The sequence below is a fragment of the Sphingomonas sp. AC449 genome (genome assembly GCF_979253475.1).
On record NZ_CEEDCZ010000002.1, the window covers coordinates 392,631 to 411,429 of the forward strand.

Annotated in this window: 16 protein-coding genes; 15 read left to right on the forward strand and 1 reads right to left on the reverse strand. The window is 65.1% G+C overall.

Going from position 1 to position 18,799, the window contains the following annotated elements:
* The first annotated feature begins 12 nt into the window (after positions 1–12).
* From AC0CH3_RS05420 to AC0CH3_RS05490, 15 genes are all read left to right on the forward strand, one after another.
* Positions 13–1,224, forward strand: coding sequence for an NADH-quinone oxidoreductase subunit D (locus AC0CH3_RS05420; protein ID WP_443019380.1), 1,212 nt, complete (start codon positions 13–15; stop codon positions 1,222–1,224).
* On the forward strand, positions 1,224–1,892 hold the full coding sequence (locus AC0CH3_RS05425; RefSeq protein ID WP_055877907.1) for a complex I 24 kDa subunit family protein: 669 nt from the start codon (positions 1,224–1,226) through the stop codon (positions 1,890–1,892). The genes AC0CH3_RS05420 and AC0CH3_RS05425 overlap by 1 nt, the downstream gene beginning before the upstream one ends.
* The gene (nuoF, locus tag AC0CH3_RS05430; RefSeq protein WP_056050371.1) at positions 1,892–3,193 is read left to right on the forward strand and encodes an NADH-quinone oxidoreductase subunit NuoF; all 1,302 of its coding nucleotides are present in this window, start codon (positions 1,892–1,894) and stop codon (positions 3,191–3,193) included. The genes AC0CH3_RS05425 and nuoF overlap by 1 nt, the downstream gene beginning before the upstream one ends.
* Entirely contained in the window at positions 3,193–5,199 is a 2,007-nt protein-coding gene (gene nuoG / locus AC0CH3_RS05435) for an NADH-quinone oxidoreductase subunit NuoG (RefSeq protein WP_354302488.1), read from the forward strand. The genes nuoF and nuoG overlap by 1 nt, the downstream gene beginning before the upstream one ends.
* Complete coding sequence (gene nuoH, locus AC0CH3_RS05440; RefSeq protein ID WP_056021405.1) at positions 5,196–6,242, forward strand: NADH-quinone oxidoreductase subunit NuoH; 1,047 nt, start codon at positions 5,196–5,198, stop codon at positions 6,240–6,242. The genes nuoG and nuoH overlap by 4 nt, the downstream gene beginning before the upstream one ends.
* Positions 6,239–6,724, forward strand: coding sequence for an NADH-quinone oxidoreductase subunit NuoI (nuoI, locus tag AC0CH3_RS05445; protein WP_031393837.1), 486 nt, complete (start codon positions 6,239–6,241; stop codon positions 6,722–6,724). The genes nuoH and nuoI overlap by 4 nt, the downstream gene beginning before the upstream one ends.
* Before the next feature lie 125 nt (positions 6,725–6,849).
* Positions 6,850–7,461: an NADH-quinone oxidoreductase subunit J gene (locus AC0CH3_RS05450; RefSeq protein WP_056021408.1), complete on the forward strand. Its 612-nt coding sequence runs from the start codon at positions 6,850–6,852 to the stop codon at positions 7,459–7,461.
* Entirely contained in the window at positions 7,458–7,766 is a 309-nt protein-coding gene (gene nuoK / locus AC0CH3_RS05455; protein WP_443019319.1) for an NADH-quinone oxidoreductase subunit NuoK, read from the forward strand. The genes AC0CH3_RS05450 and nuoK overlap by 4 nt, the downstream gene beginning before the upstream one ends.
* A gap of 5 nt (positions 7,767–7,771) precedes the next feature.
* Entirely contained in the window at positions 7,772–9,877 is a 2,106-nt protein-coding gene (nuoL, locus tag AC0CH3_RS05460; protein ID WP_354302491.1) for an NADH-quinone oxidoreductase subunit L, read from the forward strand.
* A complete protein-coding gene (locus AC0CH3_RS05465) occupies positions 9,877–11,409 on the forward strand; it encodes an NADH-quinone oxidoreductase subunit M (protein ID WP_354302493.1) in 1,533 nt (510 codons plus the stop codon). Before nuoL ends, AC0CH3_RS05465 begins: the two co-directional genes overlap by 1 nt.
* The gene (gene nuoN / locus AC0CH3_RS05470) at positions 11,409–12,854 is read left to right on the forward strand and encodes an NADH-quinone oxidoreductase subunit NuoN (RefSeq protein ID WP_354302495.1); all 1,446 of its coding nucleotides are present in this window, start codon (positions 11,409–11,411) and stop codon (positions 12,852–12,854) included. The genes AC0CH3_RS05465 and nuoN overlap by 1 nt, the downstream gene beginning before the upstream one ends.
* A gap of 47 nt (positions 12,855–12,901) precedes the next feature.
* Positions 12,902–13,588, forward strand: a complete 687-nt coding sequence (locus AC0CH3_RS05475; protein WP_457325606.1) for a biotin--[acetyl-CoA-carboxylase] ligase — start codon at positions 12,902–12,904, stop codon at positions 13,586–13,588.
* A 66-nt stretch (positions 13,589–13,654) separates the two neighbouring features.
* A complete protein-coding gene (locus AC0CH3_RS05480; protein WP_056022295.1) occupies positions 13,655–14,452 on the forward strand; it encodes a type III pantothenate kinase in 798 nt (265 codons plus the stop codon).
* Positions 14,453–14,507: 55 nt separating this feature from the next.
* Positions 14,508–16,145 carry a ribonuclease J gene (locus tag AC0CH3_RS05485; RefSeq protein WP_333996389.1) on the forward strand — a complete coding sequence of 546 codons (1,638 nt, stop codon included), beginning with the start codon at positions 14,508–14,510 and terminating at the stop codon, positions 16,143–16,145.
* A gap of 4 nt (positions 16,146–16,149) precedes the next feature.
* Positions 16,150–16,431 (forward strand): DUF1467 family protein, encoded by a 282-nt coding sequence (locus tag AC0CH3_RS05490; RefSeq protein WP_056021424.1) that lies wholly within the window; start codon positions 16,150–16,152, stop codon positions 16,429–16,431.
* 22 nt (positions 16,432–16,453) lie between these two features.
* Here AC0CH3_RS05490 and AC0CH3_RS05495 read toward each other — a convergent pair whose 3' ends face one another.
* On the reverse strand, positions 16,454–18,646 hold the full coding sequence (locus AC0CH3_RS05495; RefSeq protein ID WP_333996390.1) for a coiled-coil domain-containing protein: 2,193 nt from the start codon (positions 18,644–18,646) through the stop codon (positions 16,454–16,456).
* Positions 18,647–18,799: the final 153 nt, after the last annotated feature.

Consider the following 18,799-nt stretch of genomic DNA (forward strand, 5'->3'; position numbering starts at 1 on the left):
GTAGAGGAGCTTCTGGGCGAGGCGGATGCAGCCGATCCCACGACCGGCGACGTCACGATCCAGAACTACACGATCAACTTCGGTCCGCAGCATCCCGCGGCGCACGGCGTTCTCCGCCTCGTCATGGAGCTCGACGGCGAGATCGTCGAGCGCGTCGACCCGCATGTCGGGCTGCTTCACCGCGGCACCGAGAAGCTGATCGAGTACAAGACGTACACGCAGGCTTTGCCCTATTTCGATCGTCTCGATTACTGCTCGCCGCTGTGCATGGAGCATAGCTGGGTGCTCGCGGTCGAGAAGCTGCTCGACCTCGAAGTGCCCGAGCGCGCGCAGTATCTGCGCGTGTTCTTCGCCGAGCTGACGCGCATCTCGAACCACATGCTCAACCTCGGCAGCCACGTCATGGACGTCGGCGCGATGACGCCGAACCTGTGGATGTTCGAGATCCGCGAGGATTGCATGAACTTCTTCGAGCGCGTGAGCGGTGCGCGCATGCATTCCAACTATTTCCGTCCCGGCGGCGTGCATCAGGATGCGCCGCTCAAGCTGCTCGCCGATATCGGCGACTGGCTGGACACGCGGCTGCCGCGGCTGTTCGAGGACGCGATCTCGCTCGTCGCGGACAACCGCATCTTTAAGCAGCGCAACGTCGACATCGCGGTCGTCAGCCGCGACGATGCGGTCAAATGGGGCTTTTCGGGTCCGATGATCCGCGGTTCGGGCATCGCCTGGGATCTGCGCAAGTCGCAGCCCTATGACGTCTATGCCAAGATGGACTTCGACGTGCCGGTCGGCACGCGCGGCGACTGCTATGACCGGTTCATGGTGCGCGTCGAGGAAGTGCGTCAGTCCGCGCGGATCATGAAGCAGTGCCTGCGCGACATGCCCGAGGGGCCGATCGCGTCGCTCGACCGCAAGGTCGTGCCGCCCAAGCGCGGCGAGATGAAGCAGTCGATGGAAGCGCTGATCCATCACTTCAAGCTCTACACCGAGGGCTTCCACGTGCCCGCCGGCGACGTCTATGTCGCGACCGAGAGCCCCAAGGGCGAGTTCGGCGTGTATCTGGTCGCCGACGGCAGCAACAAACCGTATCGCTGCAAGATCCGCCCGACCGCGTTCTCGCATCTCCAGGCCTTCGATTTCATGGCGAAGGGCCACATGCTGGCGGATACGACCGCGATCCTCGGCGCGATGGATATCGTTTTTGGTGAATGTGACCGCTGATGGCTGAAGCTCCGAAAATCCCCGACGAGGCAGAGACCCGCGCACGCTGGGGCTCGTTCGCCTGGACGGACGAGAACCAGGTCAAGGCGAACGAGATCCTCGGGCGCTACCCCAAGGGCCGCGAACAGTCGGCGTCGATCCCGTTCCTCGATCTCGCGCAGCGACAGGTCGGTGCGGAAACGCAGACCCAGGGCTGGTTGCCGGTTCCGGTGATCGAGTTTGTCGCGCGTCAGATCGGCGTGCCGTACATGCGCGTGTACGAGGTCGTGACCTTCTACACGATGTTCAATCTCGCGCCGGTCGGCCGCTATCACGTGCAGGTCTGCGGCACGACGCCGTGCATGCTGCGCGGGTCGGACGACGTACTGGCAGCGTGCAAGAACCGTGGCCTTGTCAAGGGCGGCACGACCCCCGACGGCATGTTCACGCTGACCGAGGTCGAGTGTCTTGGCACCTGCGCGAACGCGCCGATGGTGCAGATCAACGACGATAACTTCGAAGATCTCGACTACGACAAGACGACCGAGATCCTCGAGGCGCTCGCCAATGGCGGTACGCCGACGCCGGGGCCGCAGTTCGGCCGCCGTGCGAGCTGCCCCGAAGGCGGCCCGACCTCGCTCAAGGCGATGGTCGACGCGAACCACGATTACCGGGGGGAGTGGGCCTGATGCTCGCCGACAAGGACCGCATCTTCACGAACGTCTACGGTTTCCAGCCGTGGAACATCGACGCAGCGATCATGCGCGGCGATTGGGATAATACCAAGGACCTGATGGCGCTCGGCCAGGACGCGATCATCGACGTGATGAAGGCGAGCGGCTTGCGCGGCCGTGGCGGGGCAGGGTTCCCGACCGGCACGAAATGGTCGTTCATGCCCAAGGAGCCAAAGCCCGACCGGCCGAACTTCCTCGTCATCAACGCCGATGAATCCGAGCCGGGCAGCTGCAAGGATCGCGAGATCATCCGTCACGATCCGCACAAGCTGATCGAGGGCGCGCTGATCGCAGGGTTCGCGATGCGCGCGCGCGCCGCGTACATCTACATCCGCGGCGAATATATCCGCGAGGCCGAGACGCTCTTTGCAGCTGTCGCCGAGGCCTATGATCGCGGCTTCATCGGCAAGAATGCGTGCGGGTCGGGCTACGACTTCGACGTGTTCGTCCACCGCGGCGCGGGCGCCTATATCTGCGGCGAAGAGACCGCGATGCTCGAAAGCCTCGAGGGCAAGAAGGGCCAGCCGCGGCTGAAGCCTCCATTCCCGGCGGGCGCGGGGCTGTATGGCTGCCCGACGACGGTCAACAACGTGGAGTCGATCGCGGTTGCGCCGACGATCCTGCGGCGTGGTGCGGCGTGGTTCTCGAGCTTCGGCGCGGAGAACAACCGCGGCACCAAGCTGTTCCAGATCAGCGGCCATGTGAACAAGCCCTGCGTGGTCGAGGAAGAGATGAGCATCTCGTTCCGCGACCTGATCGAGACGCATTGCGGCGGTATCCGTGGCGGCTGGGACAATCTGCTCGCGGTGATCCCGGGTGGCTCGTCGGTGCCGCTGGTCCCCGCCGCGCAGATCATGGACTGCGCGATGGACTTCGACGGCCTGAAGGCGGTCGGCTCGGGCCTCGGCACCGCGGCGATCATCGTCATGGACAAGTCGACCGACATCGTCCGCGCGATCAGCCGCATCTCGTACTTCTACAAGCATGAGAGCTGCGGCCAGTGCACGCCGTGCCGCGAAGGCACCGGCTGGATGTGGCGTGTGATGGAGCGGATGCGCACCGGCGACGCCGAGCTGTCCGAGATCGACATGCTCCAGCAGGTCACCAAGCAGGTCGAGGGTCACTCGATCTGCGCGCTCGGCGACGCCGCAGCGTGGCCGATTCAGGGCCTGATCAAGCATTTCCGCCCAGAGATGGAGCGCCGTATCCGCGAACGTGGTGGCGATACCGCGCCGATGATGGAAGCCGCAGAGTAATGCCTACAGTCAAAGTCGATGGCGTAGAGATCGAGGTGCCGCAGGGCGCCACCGTGCTGCAGGCGTGCGAGCTTGCCGGCAAGGAGATCCCGCGTTTCTGTTATCACGAGCGTCTGAGCATCGCCGGCAATTGCCGGATGTGCCTGGTCGAGGTGAAGCCTGGTCCGCCCAAGCCGCAGGCGTCGTGCGCGCTGCCGGCGGCGGACAAGCAGGAGATCTTCACCAACTCGCCGATGGTCAAGAATGCCCGCGAGGGCATCATGGAATTCCTGCTGATCAACCATCCGCTCGATTGCCCGATCTGCGATCAGGGCGGCGAGTGCGATCTGCAGGACCAGTCGGTCGCCTATGGCCGCGGCCATTCGCGCTATGACGAGAACAAGCGCGCGGTCACCGAGAAATATATGGGTCCGATCGTGAAGACGGTCATGACCCGGTGCATCCAGTGCACGCGCTGCATCCGCTTTGCCGAGGAAGTCTCCGGCGTCGAGGAGATCGGTGCGATCTTCCGCGGCGAGGACATGCAGATCACCTCGTATCTCGAGAATGCGGTCAAGAGCGAGCTGTCGGGCAACGTCGTCGACCTCTGCCCGGTCGGTGCGCTGACGTCGAAGCCCTATGCGTTCGAGGCGCGTCCGTGGGAACTGCGCAAGACGCTGACGATCGACGTCATGGACGCGGTCGGCACCAACATCCGGCTCGATAGCCGTGGTCGCCAGGTTCTGCGCTGTGTCCCGCGGATCAACGAGGACGTGAACGAGGAGTGGGCGACCGACAAGACGCGCCACGCGATCGACGGTCTCGTGCGTCGTCGTCTCGACAAGCCCTATGTCCGCGTGAACGGCAAGCTGGTTCCCGCCACGTGGGACGAGGCCTTCGCGGCGATCAAGGCGGTGAACGCCGGGTCGAGCGTTGCGGCGGTCGCGGGCGATCTGGTCGATTGCGAGACGATGTACGCCGCCAAGGCGCTGCTCGCGAAGATGGGCTCGACGATGCTCGAAGGCCGCCAGACCGGCATGGCCTATGACACGTCGAGCATCGCCGCGGTCAATTTCAACACGACGATCGCCGGCACCGAGCGGGCCGACGCGATCCTGCTGGTGGGCACCAACCTGCGCTGGGAAGCGCCGCTGGTGAACACGCGGGTGCGCAAGGCGATCAAGAAGGGCGCGAAGGTCTTCGCGATCGGGCCGGAGACCGAGCTGACGTACAAGGTCGAGTGGCTCGGCGACGATCTGGCGCTGCTTGGCAATCTGCCCGACGCGGTGACCGAGGCGTTCGGCAAGGCCGAGCGTCCGATGGTGATCGTCGGTGGCGCGGCGCTGAAGGGTGGCCATACGGCGGCGCTGAAGCTCGTCGACACGCTTGGGCTCATCAAGGACGATTGGAACGGCTTCAACGTCGTGCATATGGCGGCGTCGCGGATGGGCGGGCTCATGCTCGGTTATGCGCAGACGGGCGGCATCGCTGACGTGATGGGGGCGAAGCTCGGCTTCTTCCTCGGCGCCGACGAGGTCGATTTCAGCCAGTTCGCGGGCTTCAAGGTGTTCGTGGGGCATCACGGCGACAAGGGCGCGGCGGCTGCCGACGTCATCCTGCCGGGCGTGACCTATGCCGAGAAGTCGGGAACGTGGGTCAACCTCGAGGGTCGCGTCCAGCGCGGCGAGCGCGCGGTGTTCGCGCCGGGCGACGCACGTGACGACTGGTCGATCTTCCGCGCGCTGTCCGACACGCTCGGCCACACGCTGCCGTTCGACAGCTTCGAGGGTCTGCGCGAAGAGATGTTCGCTGCCGTTCCCGCGCTGCGTCACCAGGCGCTCGCGACGTTCGACTGGGCGGTGCCTTCGGGCACGCACGCCGGGAATGAGGGTGCCCACGGCGTCCTCGCCGGCTATCCGATCAAGGACTTCTACCTGACCAACGCGATCTGCCGCGCATCGCCGACGATGCAGCGCTGTTCGGCAGAACTTCTCCACGGGGAAGACTTTGCGGAGGCGGCCGAATGATCTCCTGGTTCGAACCGGCGCTCGGCTATGGCTGGGCGTATTTCATCGCGACGATCATCGACATCCTGGCGATCGCGCTGCCGCTGATGCTCGCGGTGGCGATGATCATCTACGCCGATCGCAAGATCTGGGCGGCGATGGCGCTGCGTCGCGGTCCCAACGTCGTCGGCCCCTTTGGCCTTCTGCAGAGCTTCGCGGACGGCCTCAAGGTCTTCCTGCAGGAGACGATCGTCCCGGCCGCGGCCAATCGCGGCCTGTTCCTGCTGGCGCCGATCATCACCTTCACCACGGCGCTGATCGTGTGGGCGGTGATCCCGTTCCAGACCGGCGTCGTGCTGGCCAACATCAACGTCGGGCTGCTGTACGTGCTCGCGGCGTCGTCGCTCGGCGTGTACGGCGTGATCCTGTCGGGCTGGGCGTCGAACTCGAAATACCCCTTCTACTCGGCGCTGCGTGCGGCCGCGCAGATGGTCAGCTACGAAGTCGCGATCGGCTTCATCCTGATCTCGGTCGTGCTGTGGTCGGGCAGCTTCAACCTGTCGACGATCGTGCTGTCGCAGAAGTCGCATGTCTGGTTCTTCAACGGGTACATCCTCAACCCGCTGCTGTTTCCGATGGCGGTGATGTTCTTCATCTCGAGCCTCGCCGAGACGCAGCGCGCGCCGTTCGATCTGACCGAGGCGGAGAGCGAGCTCGTCGCCGGGTACCAGACCGAATATTCGTCGATGGCGTTCGCGCTGTTCTGGCTCGGCGAATATGCCAACGTCATCATGATGAGCGCGCTCAACGCGACGCTCTTCTGGGGCGGGTGGCTGCCACCCGTCGACTGGGCGCCGCTCTATTACGTGCCGGGGATCATCTGGCTGTTCGCGAAGATCCTGTTCTTCTTTTTCCTGTTCAGCTGGGTCAAGGCGACCGTGCCGCGCTATCGCTATGATCAGCTGATGCGGCTGGGTTGGAAGATCTTCCTTCCCGTCTCGCTGTTCTGGGTTTTCCTTGTGTCGGGCTATCTCATGCTGATGCGCGTTGGAGTGGGTTCATGAGCGTCGCTCAGATCATCAAGTCGTTTACGCTTTGGGAATTCGTGAAGGCGCACGCGTTGACGCTTCGCTATTTCTTCAAGGAAAAGGCGACGATCAACTATCCGTACGAGCGCAACCCGGTCAGCCCGCGGTTCCGCGGCGAGCATGCGCTGCGTCGTTATCCCAACGGCGAAGAGCGGTGCATCGCGTGCAAGCTGTGCGAGGCCGTGTGCCCCGCGCAGGCAATCACGATCGAGGCCGAGCCGCGCGACGACGGTTCGCGCCGGACGACGCGCTACGACATCGACATGACCAAGTGCATCTATTGCGGGCTGTGCGCCGAGGCGTGCCCGGTCGATGCGATCGTCGAGGGGCCGAATTACGAATTTTCGACCGAGACGCGCGAAGAGCTGATCTACGACAAGTCGAAGCTGCTCGATAATGGCGACCGTTGGGAAAGCGCGATCGCGGCGAACCTTGCCGCCGATGCGCCGTACCGTTAAGCGAGCGCCGCGATGACCCAGATTAACTCCGTCATCCCAGCGCAGGCTGGGATCTCGTGCCGCGAGGGCGCGCTCTGCAACCGGAACGCCCCAGCTTTTGCTGGTGTGACGCGGAGGGTGATACCGTGATCCAGGCACTCGCCTTCTATCTGTTCGCGTTCGTCGTCGTGCTGTCGGGTGCGATGACCATCGCGTCGCGCAATCCGGTCCACTCGGTGATGTGGCTGATCCTTGCCTTCTTCAACGCCGCGGGTCTCATGATCCTGGTCGGCGCCGAGTTCATCGCGATGCTGCTCGTCATCGTCTATGTCGGTGCGGTCGCGGTGCTGTTCCTGTTCGTCGTCATGATGCTCGACATCGACTTCACCGAGATGCGCGCGGGTGTCGCGCGCTATTTCGGGATCGGTCTGGCACTTGCCGTCGCGCTGGCAGCCGAGGTCATGATCGCGGTCGGCGCATGGAGCACCGGGCCGATCCAGCTCGCGCGCCGTGCAGCGCCGATCTCCGACACCGTGCCCAACATCCAGGCGATCGGGAACCTGCTCTACACGCGCTATCTGTTCGTGTTTGAAGTCGCCGGTCTCGTCCTGCTGGTCGCGATGATCGGGGCGATCGTCCTGACGCATCGTCAGCGTGGCGGGGTCAAGACGCAGAATATCAGTCGCCAGAACGCGCGCCGTCCGCAGGACGCCACGCGCAACACGAGCCCGGTCGTCGGGCAGGGAGTCGAACTGTGACGATCGGTCTCGTCCATTACCTGGTCGTCGCAGCGATCCTGTTCACGATGGGGGTGCTCGGCATCTTCCTAAACCGGAAGAACCTGATCGTCATCCTGATGGCGATCGAGCTGATCCTGCTCGCAGTGAACATCAATCTGGTCGCCTTCTCGGCGTTCCTGAACGATCTCGTCGGGCAGGTCTTCGCGATGTTCGTGCTGACCGTCGCCGCGGGTGAGTCCGCGATCGGTCTCGCCATTCTCGTCATCTATTTCCGCGGTCGCGGCACCATCGCGGTCGACGACGTCAACCGGATGAAGGGGTAATACGGTTGATCCAGCTTATCGTCTTCCTGCCGTTACTGGCCGCGATCGTTGCCGGATTCGGCAATCGCGCGATCGGCAACGTGCCGGCGAAAATCGTCACCACGGCCGCATTGTTCGCGTCGTGCCTATTGTCCTGGCCGATCTTCCTCGGCTTCATGGCGGGCACCAGCACCGCGACCGTCGCGCCGCTGCTCGACTTCATCCAGTCGGGCGACATGAACGTCGCGTGGTCGCTGCGCGTCGATTCCCTGACCGCGGTGATGCTCGTGGTCGTCACGTCGGTCTCGGCGCTCGTCCATCTGTATAGCTGGGGCTATATGGACGAGGATCCCGACCAGCCGCGCTTCTTTGCGTATCTGTCGCTGTTCACCTTCGCGATGCTGATGCTCGTGACCGCGAATAACCTCGTCCAGATGTTCTTCGGCTGGGAAGGCGTGGGTCTCGCATCCTACCTCCTGATCGGGTTCTGGTTCCGCAAGCCATCGGCCAGCGCCGCCGCGATCAAGGCGTTCGTCGTCAACCGCGTCGGCGATCTGGGCTTCATGCTCGGCATCTTCGGCACGTTCCTGGTGTTCGGCACGGTCTCGATCCCCGAGATCCTCGCCGCTGCACCTGGGATGGCCGGATCGACGGTCGGCTTCCTCGGCTACCGCCTCGATACGATGACGGTGCTCTGCCTGCTGCTGTTCGTCGGCGCGATGGGCAAGTCGGCGCAGCTTGGCCTGCACACCTGGCTGCCGGACGCCATGGAGGGCCCGACGCCTGTGTCGGCGCTGATCCACGCGGCGACGATGGTCACCGCGGGCGTGTTCATGGTGTGCCGCCTGTCGCCGATGTTCGAGATGAGCCCGGTCGCGCTGACCGTGGTCACCTCGGTCGGGGCCGCGACCTGCCTGTTTGCAGCGACCTGCGGTCTCGTCCAGACCGACATCAAGCGCGTGATCGCCTATTCGACCTGTTCGCAGCTCGGCTACATGTTCTTTGCAGCGGGCGTCGGCGCGTACGGCGCGGCGATGTTCCACCTGTTCACGCACGCCTTCTTCAAGGCACTGTTGTTCCTGGGCGCGGGCTCGGTGATCCATGCGATGCACCACGAGCAGGACATGCGTTACTATGGCGGCCTGCGTAAGAAGATTCCGGTGACGTTCTGGGGAATGATGGCGGGTACGCTCGCGATCACCGGCGTCGGCATCCCCGGGATCTTCGGCAACACCGCGTTCGGGTTCGCCGGCTTCCATTCGAAGGATGCGATCATCGAGGCGAGCTGGGCCGCGGGTGAGCCGGGCGTGTGGTTCGTCGGCGTGCTCGTCGCGTTGCTTACCAGCTTCTATTCGTGGCGCGTGATGTTCCTGACCTTCTGGGGCAAGCCGCGCTGGGCCGCATCGGAGCATATCCAGCATGCGCTCCACGACGCTCACGGCCATGACCATGCGCATGACGCGCATCATGTCGACGATCACCATGCGAATCCGGCCCAGGCCGAGGACGCAGGGCACGCGCCGCACGGTCATCACGACGCAGCGCATGCACCGGCGGAAGGCGATGGCGGGTATCACCCGCATGAGAGCCCGCTGCCGATGCTGATCCCGCTGATCGTCCTGTCGATCGGTGCCGTGCTCGCAGGCTTCGTCTTCCACGGTTACTTCATCGAGCCGAGCGCGGGCGAAGAGTTCTGGAAGGGCGCACTCGCGTTCCGCGAACATCTGATGCACGAGATGCACGGCGTGCCGCTGTTCATCAAGCTGTCGGCGACGATCGCGATGTTGCTTGGCCTGCTGACTGCTTGGTACGCCTACATCAAGAACCCGTCCTTCCCGGGCAAGGTGATCGAACAGTTCGGCGTGCTCTACGACTTCCTGCTGCATAAGTGGTATTTCGACGAGCTGTACGACCTGATCTTCGTCCGTCCCGCCTTCGCGATAGGTCGCTTCCTGTGGCACCGTGGCGACGAGAAGACGATCAACCGGTTCGGCCCCGACGGGTCGGCCTGGCTGGTCCAGATCGGCGCGCGCGTCGCTGGCCGCTTCCAGACGGGATATCTCTACACCTATGCCTTTGTCATGCTGATCGGCCTGACCGCAGCCGTCACCTGGGCGATCGGACTCTATTGATGACCGGCTTTCCTATCCTCTCCGTCCTGATCGCGGTCCCGATGATCGCGGCCGTCGCGTGCCTGTTCGTCTCGGCGAACACCGCGCGGATGCTCGCGCTGGCGGCAACGCTAATCGACTTCGTCCTCGGCATCATGCTGTGGATGAACTACGACATCGGCGGCGCGCAGTGGCAGTTCGTCGAGCATGCTCCGGGCATCTTCGGCCCGTTCAGCTGGTCGCTCGGCATCGACGGCTTTGCGCTGATGCTGATCATGCTCAGCGTGTTCCTGATGCCGATCTGCATCGGCGCGAGCTGGCGCTCGATCACGACTCGCGTGCCCGAGTACATGGCGGCGTTCCTGTTCACCGAAGTGCTGATGATCGGCACGTTCGCGGCGCAGGATCTGTTCCTGTTCTACGTGTTCTTCGAAGCCGGCCTGATCCCGATGTACCTGATCATCGGCATCTGGGGCGGCGCGAACCGGATCTACGCGTCGTACAAGTTCTTCCTGTACACGCTGCTCGGCTCGGTCCTGATGTTCATCGCGATGCTCTACATGGCGAAGACCGCAGGCACGACCAGCATCCCGGCGCTGCTGAATTACGACTTCCCGGCGCATGTGCAGACGTGGCTGTGGCTGGCGTTCTTCGCGTCGTTCGCGGTCAAGATGCCGATGTGGCCGGTCCACACCTGGTTGCCCGACGCGCACGTGCAGGCGCCGACCGCAGGGTCGGTGATCCTGGCGGGCGTGCTGCTGAAGCTCGGCGGATACGGCTTCCTGCGCTTCCTGCTGCCGATGTTCCCCGAAGCCTCGGGCCAGCTGACCTGGCTGATCTTCGGCCTGTCGGCGGTCGCGGTGATCTACACGTCGCTCGTCGCGCTCGTGCAGTCGGACATGAAGAAGCTGATCGCCTATTCGTCGGTCGCGCATATGGCGATCGTCACGATCGGCCTGTTCGCGTTCAACCGGCAGGGGATCGAGGGCGCGATGATCATGATGCTGAGCCACGGCCTGGTATCGGGTGCGTTGTTCCTGTGCGTCGGCGTGATCTACGACCAGCTCCATACCCGCGAGATCTCGCGCTATGGTGGTCTTGCGATCAACATGCCGCGCTACGCGATCCTGTTCCTGTTCTTCACGATGGCGTCGATCGGGCTGCCGGGCACCAGCGGCTTCGTCGCGGAGTTCCTGTCACTGATGGGCACCTATCAGGTCTCGACCTGGACGGCGTTGCTTTGCACGACGAGCATCATCCTCGGTGCTGGGTACATGCTGTATCTGTACCGTCGCGTGGTGTTCGGCGAGATCAAGTCGGACGACGTTCGCGGGATGGTCGATCTGTCGGCACGCGAATTCTGGTTGCTCGCTCCGATCGCCGCCGTCGTGCTGTGGATGGGCGTGTATCCGGAGAGCTTCCTGGCACCGATGCGCAAGGACGTGAGCGTGCTGCTCGCCCGCGTCGACCGCGCCAAGCCCGCCAGCGACTCGAACCCAACTGCGGGGAAGCCCGCCACCGTGCATGACGCCGCGCACGGGGAGGCACACTGATGGATTACGCCGCTAACATCGCAATGACCTTGCCCGAGCTCGTGCTGGCGCTCGGTGCGATTGCGCTCATGCTCGTCGCCGCCTGGGGTGGGGAGAAGGCCACACGTGCGATTTCGATCGCTGCCGTCTTCGTCCTGGTCGGTGCGGGTATCGCGTTGACCGGCCCGGCATCGTCGGGTGGTTATGCCTTTGACGGCATGTTCCGCGCCGACGCGTTCGGCACGTTCGCCAAGGTCCTGATCTACATCGCCTCCGCGGTCGCGATCATGATGGCGCCGAGCTTCTTCGCGCGCACTCAAGGCGACAATCTGCGCCCCGAATATCCGGTGCTGATTCTCCTGTCCGCATGCGGCATGGGGATCATGGTATCGTCGAGCGACATGCTGACGCTGTATGTCGGCCTCGAGCTGCAGAGCCTTGCGGCCTATGTCCTGGCGAGCTTCATGCGGCGCGACGGACGGTCGGCGGAAGCGGGCCTGAAGTATTTCGTGCTCGGCGCGCTGGCCAGCGGCATCCTGCTCTACGGTATCTCGCTCGTCTACGGGTTCAGCGGGACGACCGTGTTCGCAGGGATCGCCGATGCCTATGCCGGGACGCCATCGCTCGGACTGCTGTTCGGTCTGGTGTTCGTGTTCGCCGGGCTCGCGTTCAAGATCAGTGCGGTGCCGTTCCACATGTGGACGCCCGACGTCTATGAGGGCGCACCGACCCCGGTCACCGCGTTCTTCGCGTCGGCGCCCAAGGTCGCCGCGCTTGCCATGTCGGTGCGCGTCGCGGTCGAAGCGATGGGGCCGGCGACGGACCAATGGCGCCAGATCGTGATCTTCGCGGCACTCGCCTCGATCATCCTCGGCGCGGTTGCTGCGATCGGCCAGACCAACGTCAAGCGACTGCTCGCCTATTCGTCGATCAACAATGTCGGCTTCGCGCTGATCGGCCTCGCCGCGGGTACGCCCGAGGGCGTGTCGGGCGTGCTGATGTACCTGACGATCTACGTCGTGATGACGCTGGGCTCGTTCCTCGTCGTCCTGCAGATGCGCGGCGACGATGGCCAGCCGGTCGAGAGCATCGCCAGCCTGTCGGGGATGTCGCGGACACGGCCAGGTCTCGCGGCGGCGCTGGCGATCTTCATGTTCAGCCTTGCCGGCATCCCGCCGCTGTTCGGCTTCTACGCGAAGTTCGCGGTGTTCAGCGCTGCGGTCGACGCGGGGCTGTTCCCGCTCGCGGTGGTCGGCATCGCCGCATCCGTGATCGGCGCCTATTATTACCTGCGCGTCGTCAAGACGATGTACTTCGACGATCCAGCCCCGGCGTTCGCGCCGATGGACAACAAGGTCGAGGGCGGCCTGATCGCGCTGGCGGCGATTTTCGTGTCGCCAGCGGGCTATCTGTTGATCCCGGTGATCGGTGCCTGGACGATGGCTGCGGCACGGGCGCTGTTCTGACCACGATCAGGACCGTTGCGGAGACAGGATCGACCAATGCCGACCTGATGGCGCTCGCACGCAGTGGTGCGGCGGACGGGTCGTGGCTGCGTGCGGTCCGTCAGACCGCGGGGCGCGGGCGGATGGGTCGCGCGTGGGATTCGCCCGAAGGCAATCTCTACGCGAGCACGCTGGTCCGCCTCCGCGCAGGCGACCCGCCGGCGGCGAGCCTTGCGCTCGTCGCGGCGGTCGCCTTGCAGGAAACCGTCTCGACCTTCCTCGTCGCCGGCATCTGTCAGGGCACGACTGACTCCAGCGCTATCCTCGCGCTGAAATGGCCGAACGACCTCCTGCTTGCGGACGCGAAGCTCTCCGGAATCCTCCTCGAGCGCGCGGATGATGCGGTCATCATCGGCTACGGCGTGAACATCGCCCATCACCCCGATCTGCCCGATCGCCGGACGACCGATCTCGCTGCGCACGGCGTGGTCGTCGAGCCCGCCATGTTCCTCGACATCCTGGCGGATGGCGTTGCGCGCTGGGTCTCGCGGTGGCGCACCGAGGGGATTGCGCCGGTGCGCGAGCGCTGGGTCGATTGTGCGCACCCGGTCGGCACCGCGCTCACCGCGCATCTGCCAGACGGCAGCACGGTCGAGGGGCTGTTCGCGGGGCTGGACGCCGACGGTGCGCTGATCCTGCGCGTGGCGTCGGGCGAGCGCCGTGTCATTCACGCCGCCGACGTCTTTCTGCTGTGATGCCGCCAGTCGCCATCGCCCGACGTCTGGCCTATGCCCGACGCGAACGGAAAGGTTGAAGGCCCCATGCTGCTCGCCATCGATGCCGGCAACACCAATGTCGTGTTCGCGCTCGTCAACCAGACCGAGCGCGGCAGCGATATCGTCGCGCGCTGGCGGATCGCGACCGACCCGCGGCGTACCGCGGACGAATATGCGGTGTGGCTGAGCCAGTTGATGCAGCTTGGCGGGCACGACCGCTCGACGATCGAGGGTGTCATCGTCGCGACCGTCGTGCCGCGCGCGCTGCACAATCTTCAGGTCTTGGCGTCCAAATATTTCCATACGACGGCACTGATCGCGGGGCAGGCGCCGGTCGAATGGGGGATCGCGATCGACGTCGACGAGCCCGCATCGCTGGGCGCGGACCGTGCGGTCAACACGATCGCGGCGCATGCGCTGCACAAGGGCGACCTGATCGTGATCGACTTCGGGACCGCGACGACGTTCGACGTGGTCGACTATACCGGCGCGTACAAGGGCGGGATCATCGCGCCGGGGATCAACCTGTCGCTCGACGCACTCGTCACCGCCGCGGCGAAGCTGCCGCGGATCGCGATCGAGGCACCGGGCGATATCAGCGTCATCGGCGTCAATACCGTCTCGCAGATGCATATCGGCATCTATTGGGGCTATGTCGCGATGATCGAGGGGCTGGTCGCGCGGATGAAGGCAGAGATCGGTCGCCCCGTGAAGGTCGTCGCGACGGGCGGCCTTGCGACACTCTTTGAAAAACAGACCGACGTGTTCGACGTCATCGAAGCCGACCTGACGATCCAGGGGCTGGCGATGATGTGGGCGCGCCACCATATCAAGGGCCACTAGGGCTCGCGCCGACCGGCCTGCGGGCCGCATTTCCATGTAATACCGAAAGTAATCAATGACTCCGAAGAACGAACTTCTATTCTGTGGCCTGGGTGGCTCCGGCGAGATCGGCATGAACGTCAACCTTTATGGTTGCCAGGGCAAATGGGTGATGGTCGATCTGGGCATCACGTTCGCCGATCCGCAATATCCGGGCGTCGACGTCATCCTGCCAGACCTGTCCTTCATCGAGGACCGGATCGACGACCTGCTCGGGATCGTCATCACGCACGGGCATGAGGATCATATCGGCTCGCTGCCGTATCTTGCCGAGGACCTCGGTGTGCCGATCTATGCGACGCCGTTCACGATGGGGCTGGTCCGTGGCAAGCTCGAGGAAGAGGGCATCGCTAACCGCGTGAAGCTCAAGATGATCCCGATGGGGGGCAGCTTCCAGCTCGGGCCGTTCGGCTTCACCTTCGTCGAGATGTCACATTCGATCCCCGAGGCGAACGCGCTGCTGATTGACACGCCTTATGGCCGCGTGTTCCACACCGGCGACTGGAAGCTCGACAAGAACCCGGTGATCGGCAACCCGACCACGCCCGAGGGGTTCATGGCGATCGGCGACAAGGGCGTCGACGTCCTCGTCTGCGACTCGACCAACATCTTCAACACCACCGCGTCGGGCAGCGAGAGCACGGTCCGCAAGGGTCTGTTCGAGGAGGTCAGCAAGGCCAAGGGCCGCGTGATGATCACCAGCTTCGCATCGAACGCGGCGCGTCTGCACACGTTCGGCGAGGTGGCCAAGGAAACCGGGCGCAAGCTGTGCGTCACCGGGCGTTCGCTCGACCGGATCATCAAGGTCGCGCGCGCGACGGGGTATCTGAAGGACTTCCCCGAGACGATCGATCCCGACACCGCGATGCGGCTGCCCAAGAACAAGGTGCTGATCATCGCGACCGGCGGGCAGGGCGAGGAGCGCGCGGCGCTCGCACGGGTCGCCAATGGCAGCCACACGATTACGCTCGACCCCGACGATACGGTGATCTTCTCGTCGAAGCAGATCCCGGGCAACGAGGTGCAGATCGGCCGCATCCAGAACACGTTGGCGGCCAAGGGCATCCGGATGATCACCGAGCGTCAGGCGCATGTCCATGTTTCGGGGCATCCGGGTCAGCCCGAGCTTGCGCAGATGTACGACTGGCTGCGGCCTGACGTACTGGTGCCGACGCATGGCGAGATGCGCCACATGATGGAGCATGCGCGCTTCGGGCTCGAACAGGGCATTCCGCGCGCGCTGGTGCAGAGCAACGGCGACATCGTGCGGCTGGCGCCAAAGGGCCCGGTCAAGATCGGTAACGCCACCGTGGGGCGCCTCGTGCTTGACGGCGACGTCATCCTGCCCGCCGACGGCACGACGCTGAACGAGCGTCGCAAGCTTGCGATCAACGGCCAGATCTCGGTTGCGGTCGCGATCGGCAAGGACGGGCGGATGCTCGGCCAGCCACAGGTTCGCGTTCAGGGCGTGCCGGTCGAGGAGGATCGTGCGGCGTTCGTCGCGGATGCGGTCAAGGCGACCGCGGATGCGGTGCGGGGCGGCAAGCGCGACATCGACAAGCTGCGCGAGCAGGTCCGGCTCGCCGTGCGCAAGGTCTCGACGCGCTGGACGGGCAAGAAGCCGATCGTCGACGTCCTGCTGATCGAGGGCTGAGCCCGTGCGCTGGACCTCGGCACTTGCGATCTACGTCCTGTTCTGGGCGTTTTCGGTGTTCCTGGTCCTGCCGTTCGGCGTGCGGACGACGCGCGAGGCCGGGGGCGATCATGTCCCCGGCCAGTCCGAAAGCGCACCGCATGAATTCAGCGCAGGCCGCGTAGCGTGGCGCGTGACGATCGTCGCGACCGCGCTGTTCGTGCTCTTCCAGCTCAATTACCACTATGGCTGGGTCACGCCGCAGATGGTCGACTTCTTCGACACCCGCGACATGGTCCGCCGCTAAACGCCAGCGACGCCCCGCGGCGTCAGCGCAGCCGCTCGATCGCCTGTGCGAGCGCGACGTAGAGCTTTCCCATATCCGACGACAGCAGCGTCACGCCCAGCGGCGAGCCGTCGCGCTGCGCGAGGATCGAGCGCAGCATCGATTCGAAGTCGTGGATGTAGCGGTTCACCATCTCGCGGAAGCCCGCATCCTCGTCGTACAGCCCCGCGATCGCCCGAACCTCTCCCGCGTCGAGGATCCGGACCGCGCGGCGCGTGAAGACGCCGCGATCCCCCTTGAGATACGCTGCCCATGCGCTGTCCGACACCTCGGGCGCGAAGGTCTTGGTGATGTCGATCGAGGCGGAGTTCAGCGATTCGATCAGCAGCGAGACGCGGCGCGCGAACGTGTCGCGGTCGGCGGTCTCGCGTTCGCTGCGCGCGTCCTCGATCCGCGTCTCGACGATCGCGGTCTGGTCGGCAACCACCTGAACCTGTCGTGCGAGCCGCTCGGTGGCCCGCGTTGCGGCATCGACCGCGGCGTCCGCTGATTCGGCGATCGCCTGGATCTGGCGGTCGACGGTATCGCTCGTCACCCGGCGCATCGCGGTGCTGCTGGCAGCCTCGAGCGCGGCCGCGGCGTCGGGAATGACCTTGGCCAGCGTCTCGCGTGCATTGTCGGCAGCGGCACTGGCGGTCTCGCGGACACGCAGCAGCGCCTCGACGAGGCGCGGAGCGGCGTCTTCGGCAAAGCTGTTCGTGCGGCCGATCGTCTCGTCGACCATCTGACCGAGCGCATCGGCCTTCGCGCGACCCGAGGCGAGCGTTTCGATCAGCGTGTGCGAAAGCCGGTCGAGGACGTGGCGCTGTTCGGCGATGACGCCGGCAATCGCATCGATCGCGTCGTGCGTGCTCTCGGCGGCGGTGACGAGCGCGAGCAATTCGGGTTTTGCCGCGACGACGATCGCCTTGCTTTGCCCCACGCGCGCATCGAGACGGCTGAGCGCGTCGGGCAACGTCTCGTCGATCTCGCGCGCGGCGGCGTCGAGCGCGATCAGCAGCGATTCGGTGGTGCCGATCGTCCGGTTGGCCATCGCCTCGCCGGACTTGAGCGCCTCGGTCATCGCATCGGCAGACCCGCCAAGCGCGCTGATCGATGCGGCGAGCAACTGCGTCCGCTCGAGCCCCTGGCGGTGCAGCGTCTCGATCCGCGTCTCGACGCCGCCGAGCCCGGAATTGAGCGTGTCGACGATCGCATCGCCCGATGCGCGTTGCTGGTCGAGCCGCTGCGCGACGCGTCCGATCGCATCCTCGACGCTGGCGACCTGGTCGGCGAGCGCCTCCGCGCTCTCGCGCGTCGCCGTGTCGAGTGCGGCGTGGTTGGTGCGGACCATCGCCAGCATCGCGTCGCCCTGCGCGGCGATCCCCTTGCGCGCCTCGTCGACCGCGTCGGCGGTCCGGCCGAGCAGCGCGTCGACCGCGGTGGACATCGAATCAGTGACATCCTCGAGCCGTGCGCCTGCGGTCTCGCTGGTCGCCTCCATGCGGACGATATGCGCAGCGAGGCGCTGTGCGGCACCGCTCGCCATCGCATCCGCCTCGCGTCCGCGCTCGGCGAGCGCGACGATCTGTGCGTCGAGCGCGGCGGCATGCGTGTTCGCCGACAGGCCGATCTGGCGGAGATTGTCCGCCATCGTTTCGGTCTCCGCCTGCGCACGCGGCAGCGAGGCCAGCAGGACGCCGAGCGAGGTCTGCGTCGCATCCGCGGCCGCGACCAAGCTGCGGGTGTGCGCATCGGCGCGTTCGATCTCGGTCGCGAACCCGGCGCCAATCGCCCCGAGGAATTGATGCGCGGTGTCGCCCATCGTCATCAGCGTATCGACCTGATCGGCGAGATCGGCACGATTACGGTCGATCGTTCCCGCGATCGCGGCAACCGTGCGCTCGAGACGCGCCGCCTCGTCCTGCATCGCGCGCGCGGTCACCCCGAAGCGCAGCGTCTCGCTCCGGCTGGTGCGCATCGCGAGCAGCCAGATGATGCCGACCAGCGCGGGGACGACGCACAGCGCCGCGATCAACTGCACGAGCGTGACCGGATCGATGCTGCCGATGGCGCCGCGAACGATCCATGCCATGCTGCCGAGCCAGACCGCGACGACGCCACCCGCGACGAGCGCGAGCGTGCGGCCCTGGTCCCATGCGTCGTCGGTCGGATCGTTATAGTCTTCGGTGAACACGGACGCGGGTCCCTTCAAAGGCGGTGGTGGGACGTCCGCACGAAACGGGTCCGGTGCGGGCTCCGCACGTAGGCCGATGATGGAAGAACCCCCGTTCATGATCTGGGTTTTACCATGATTTCGCGATCGACAAAGCGAATAGCGCAACCTCCT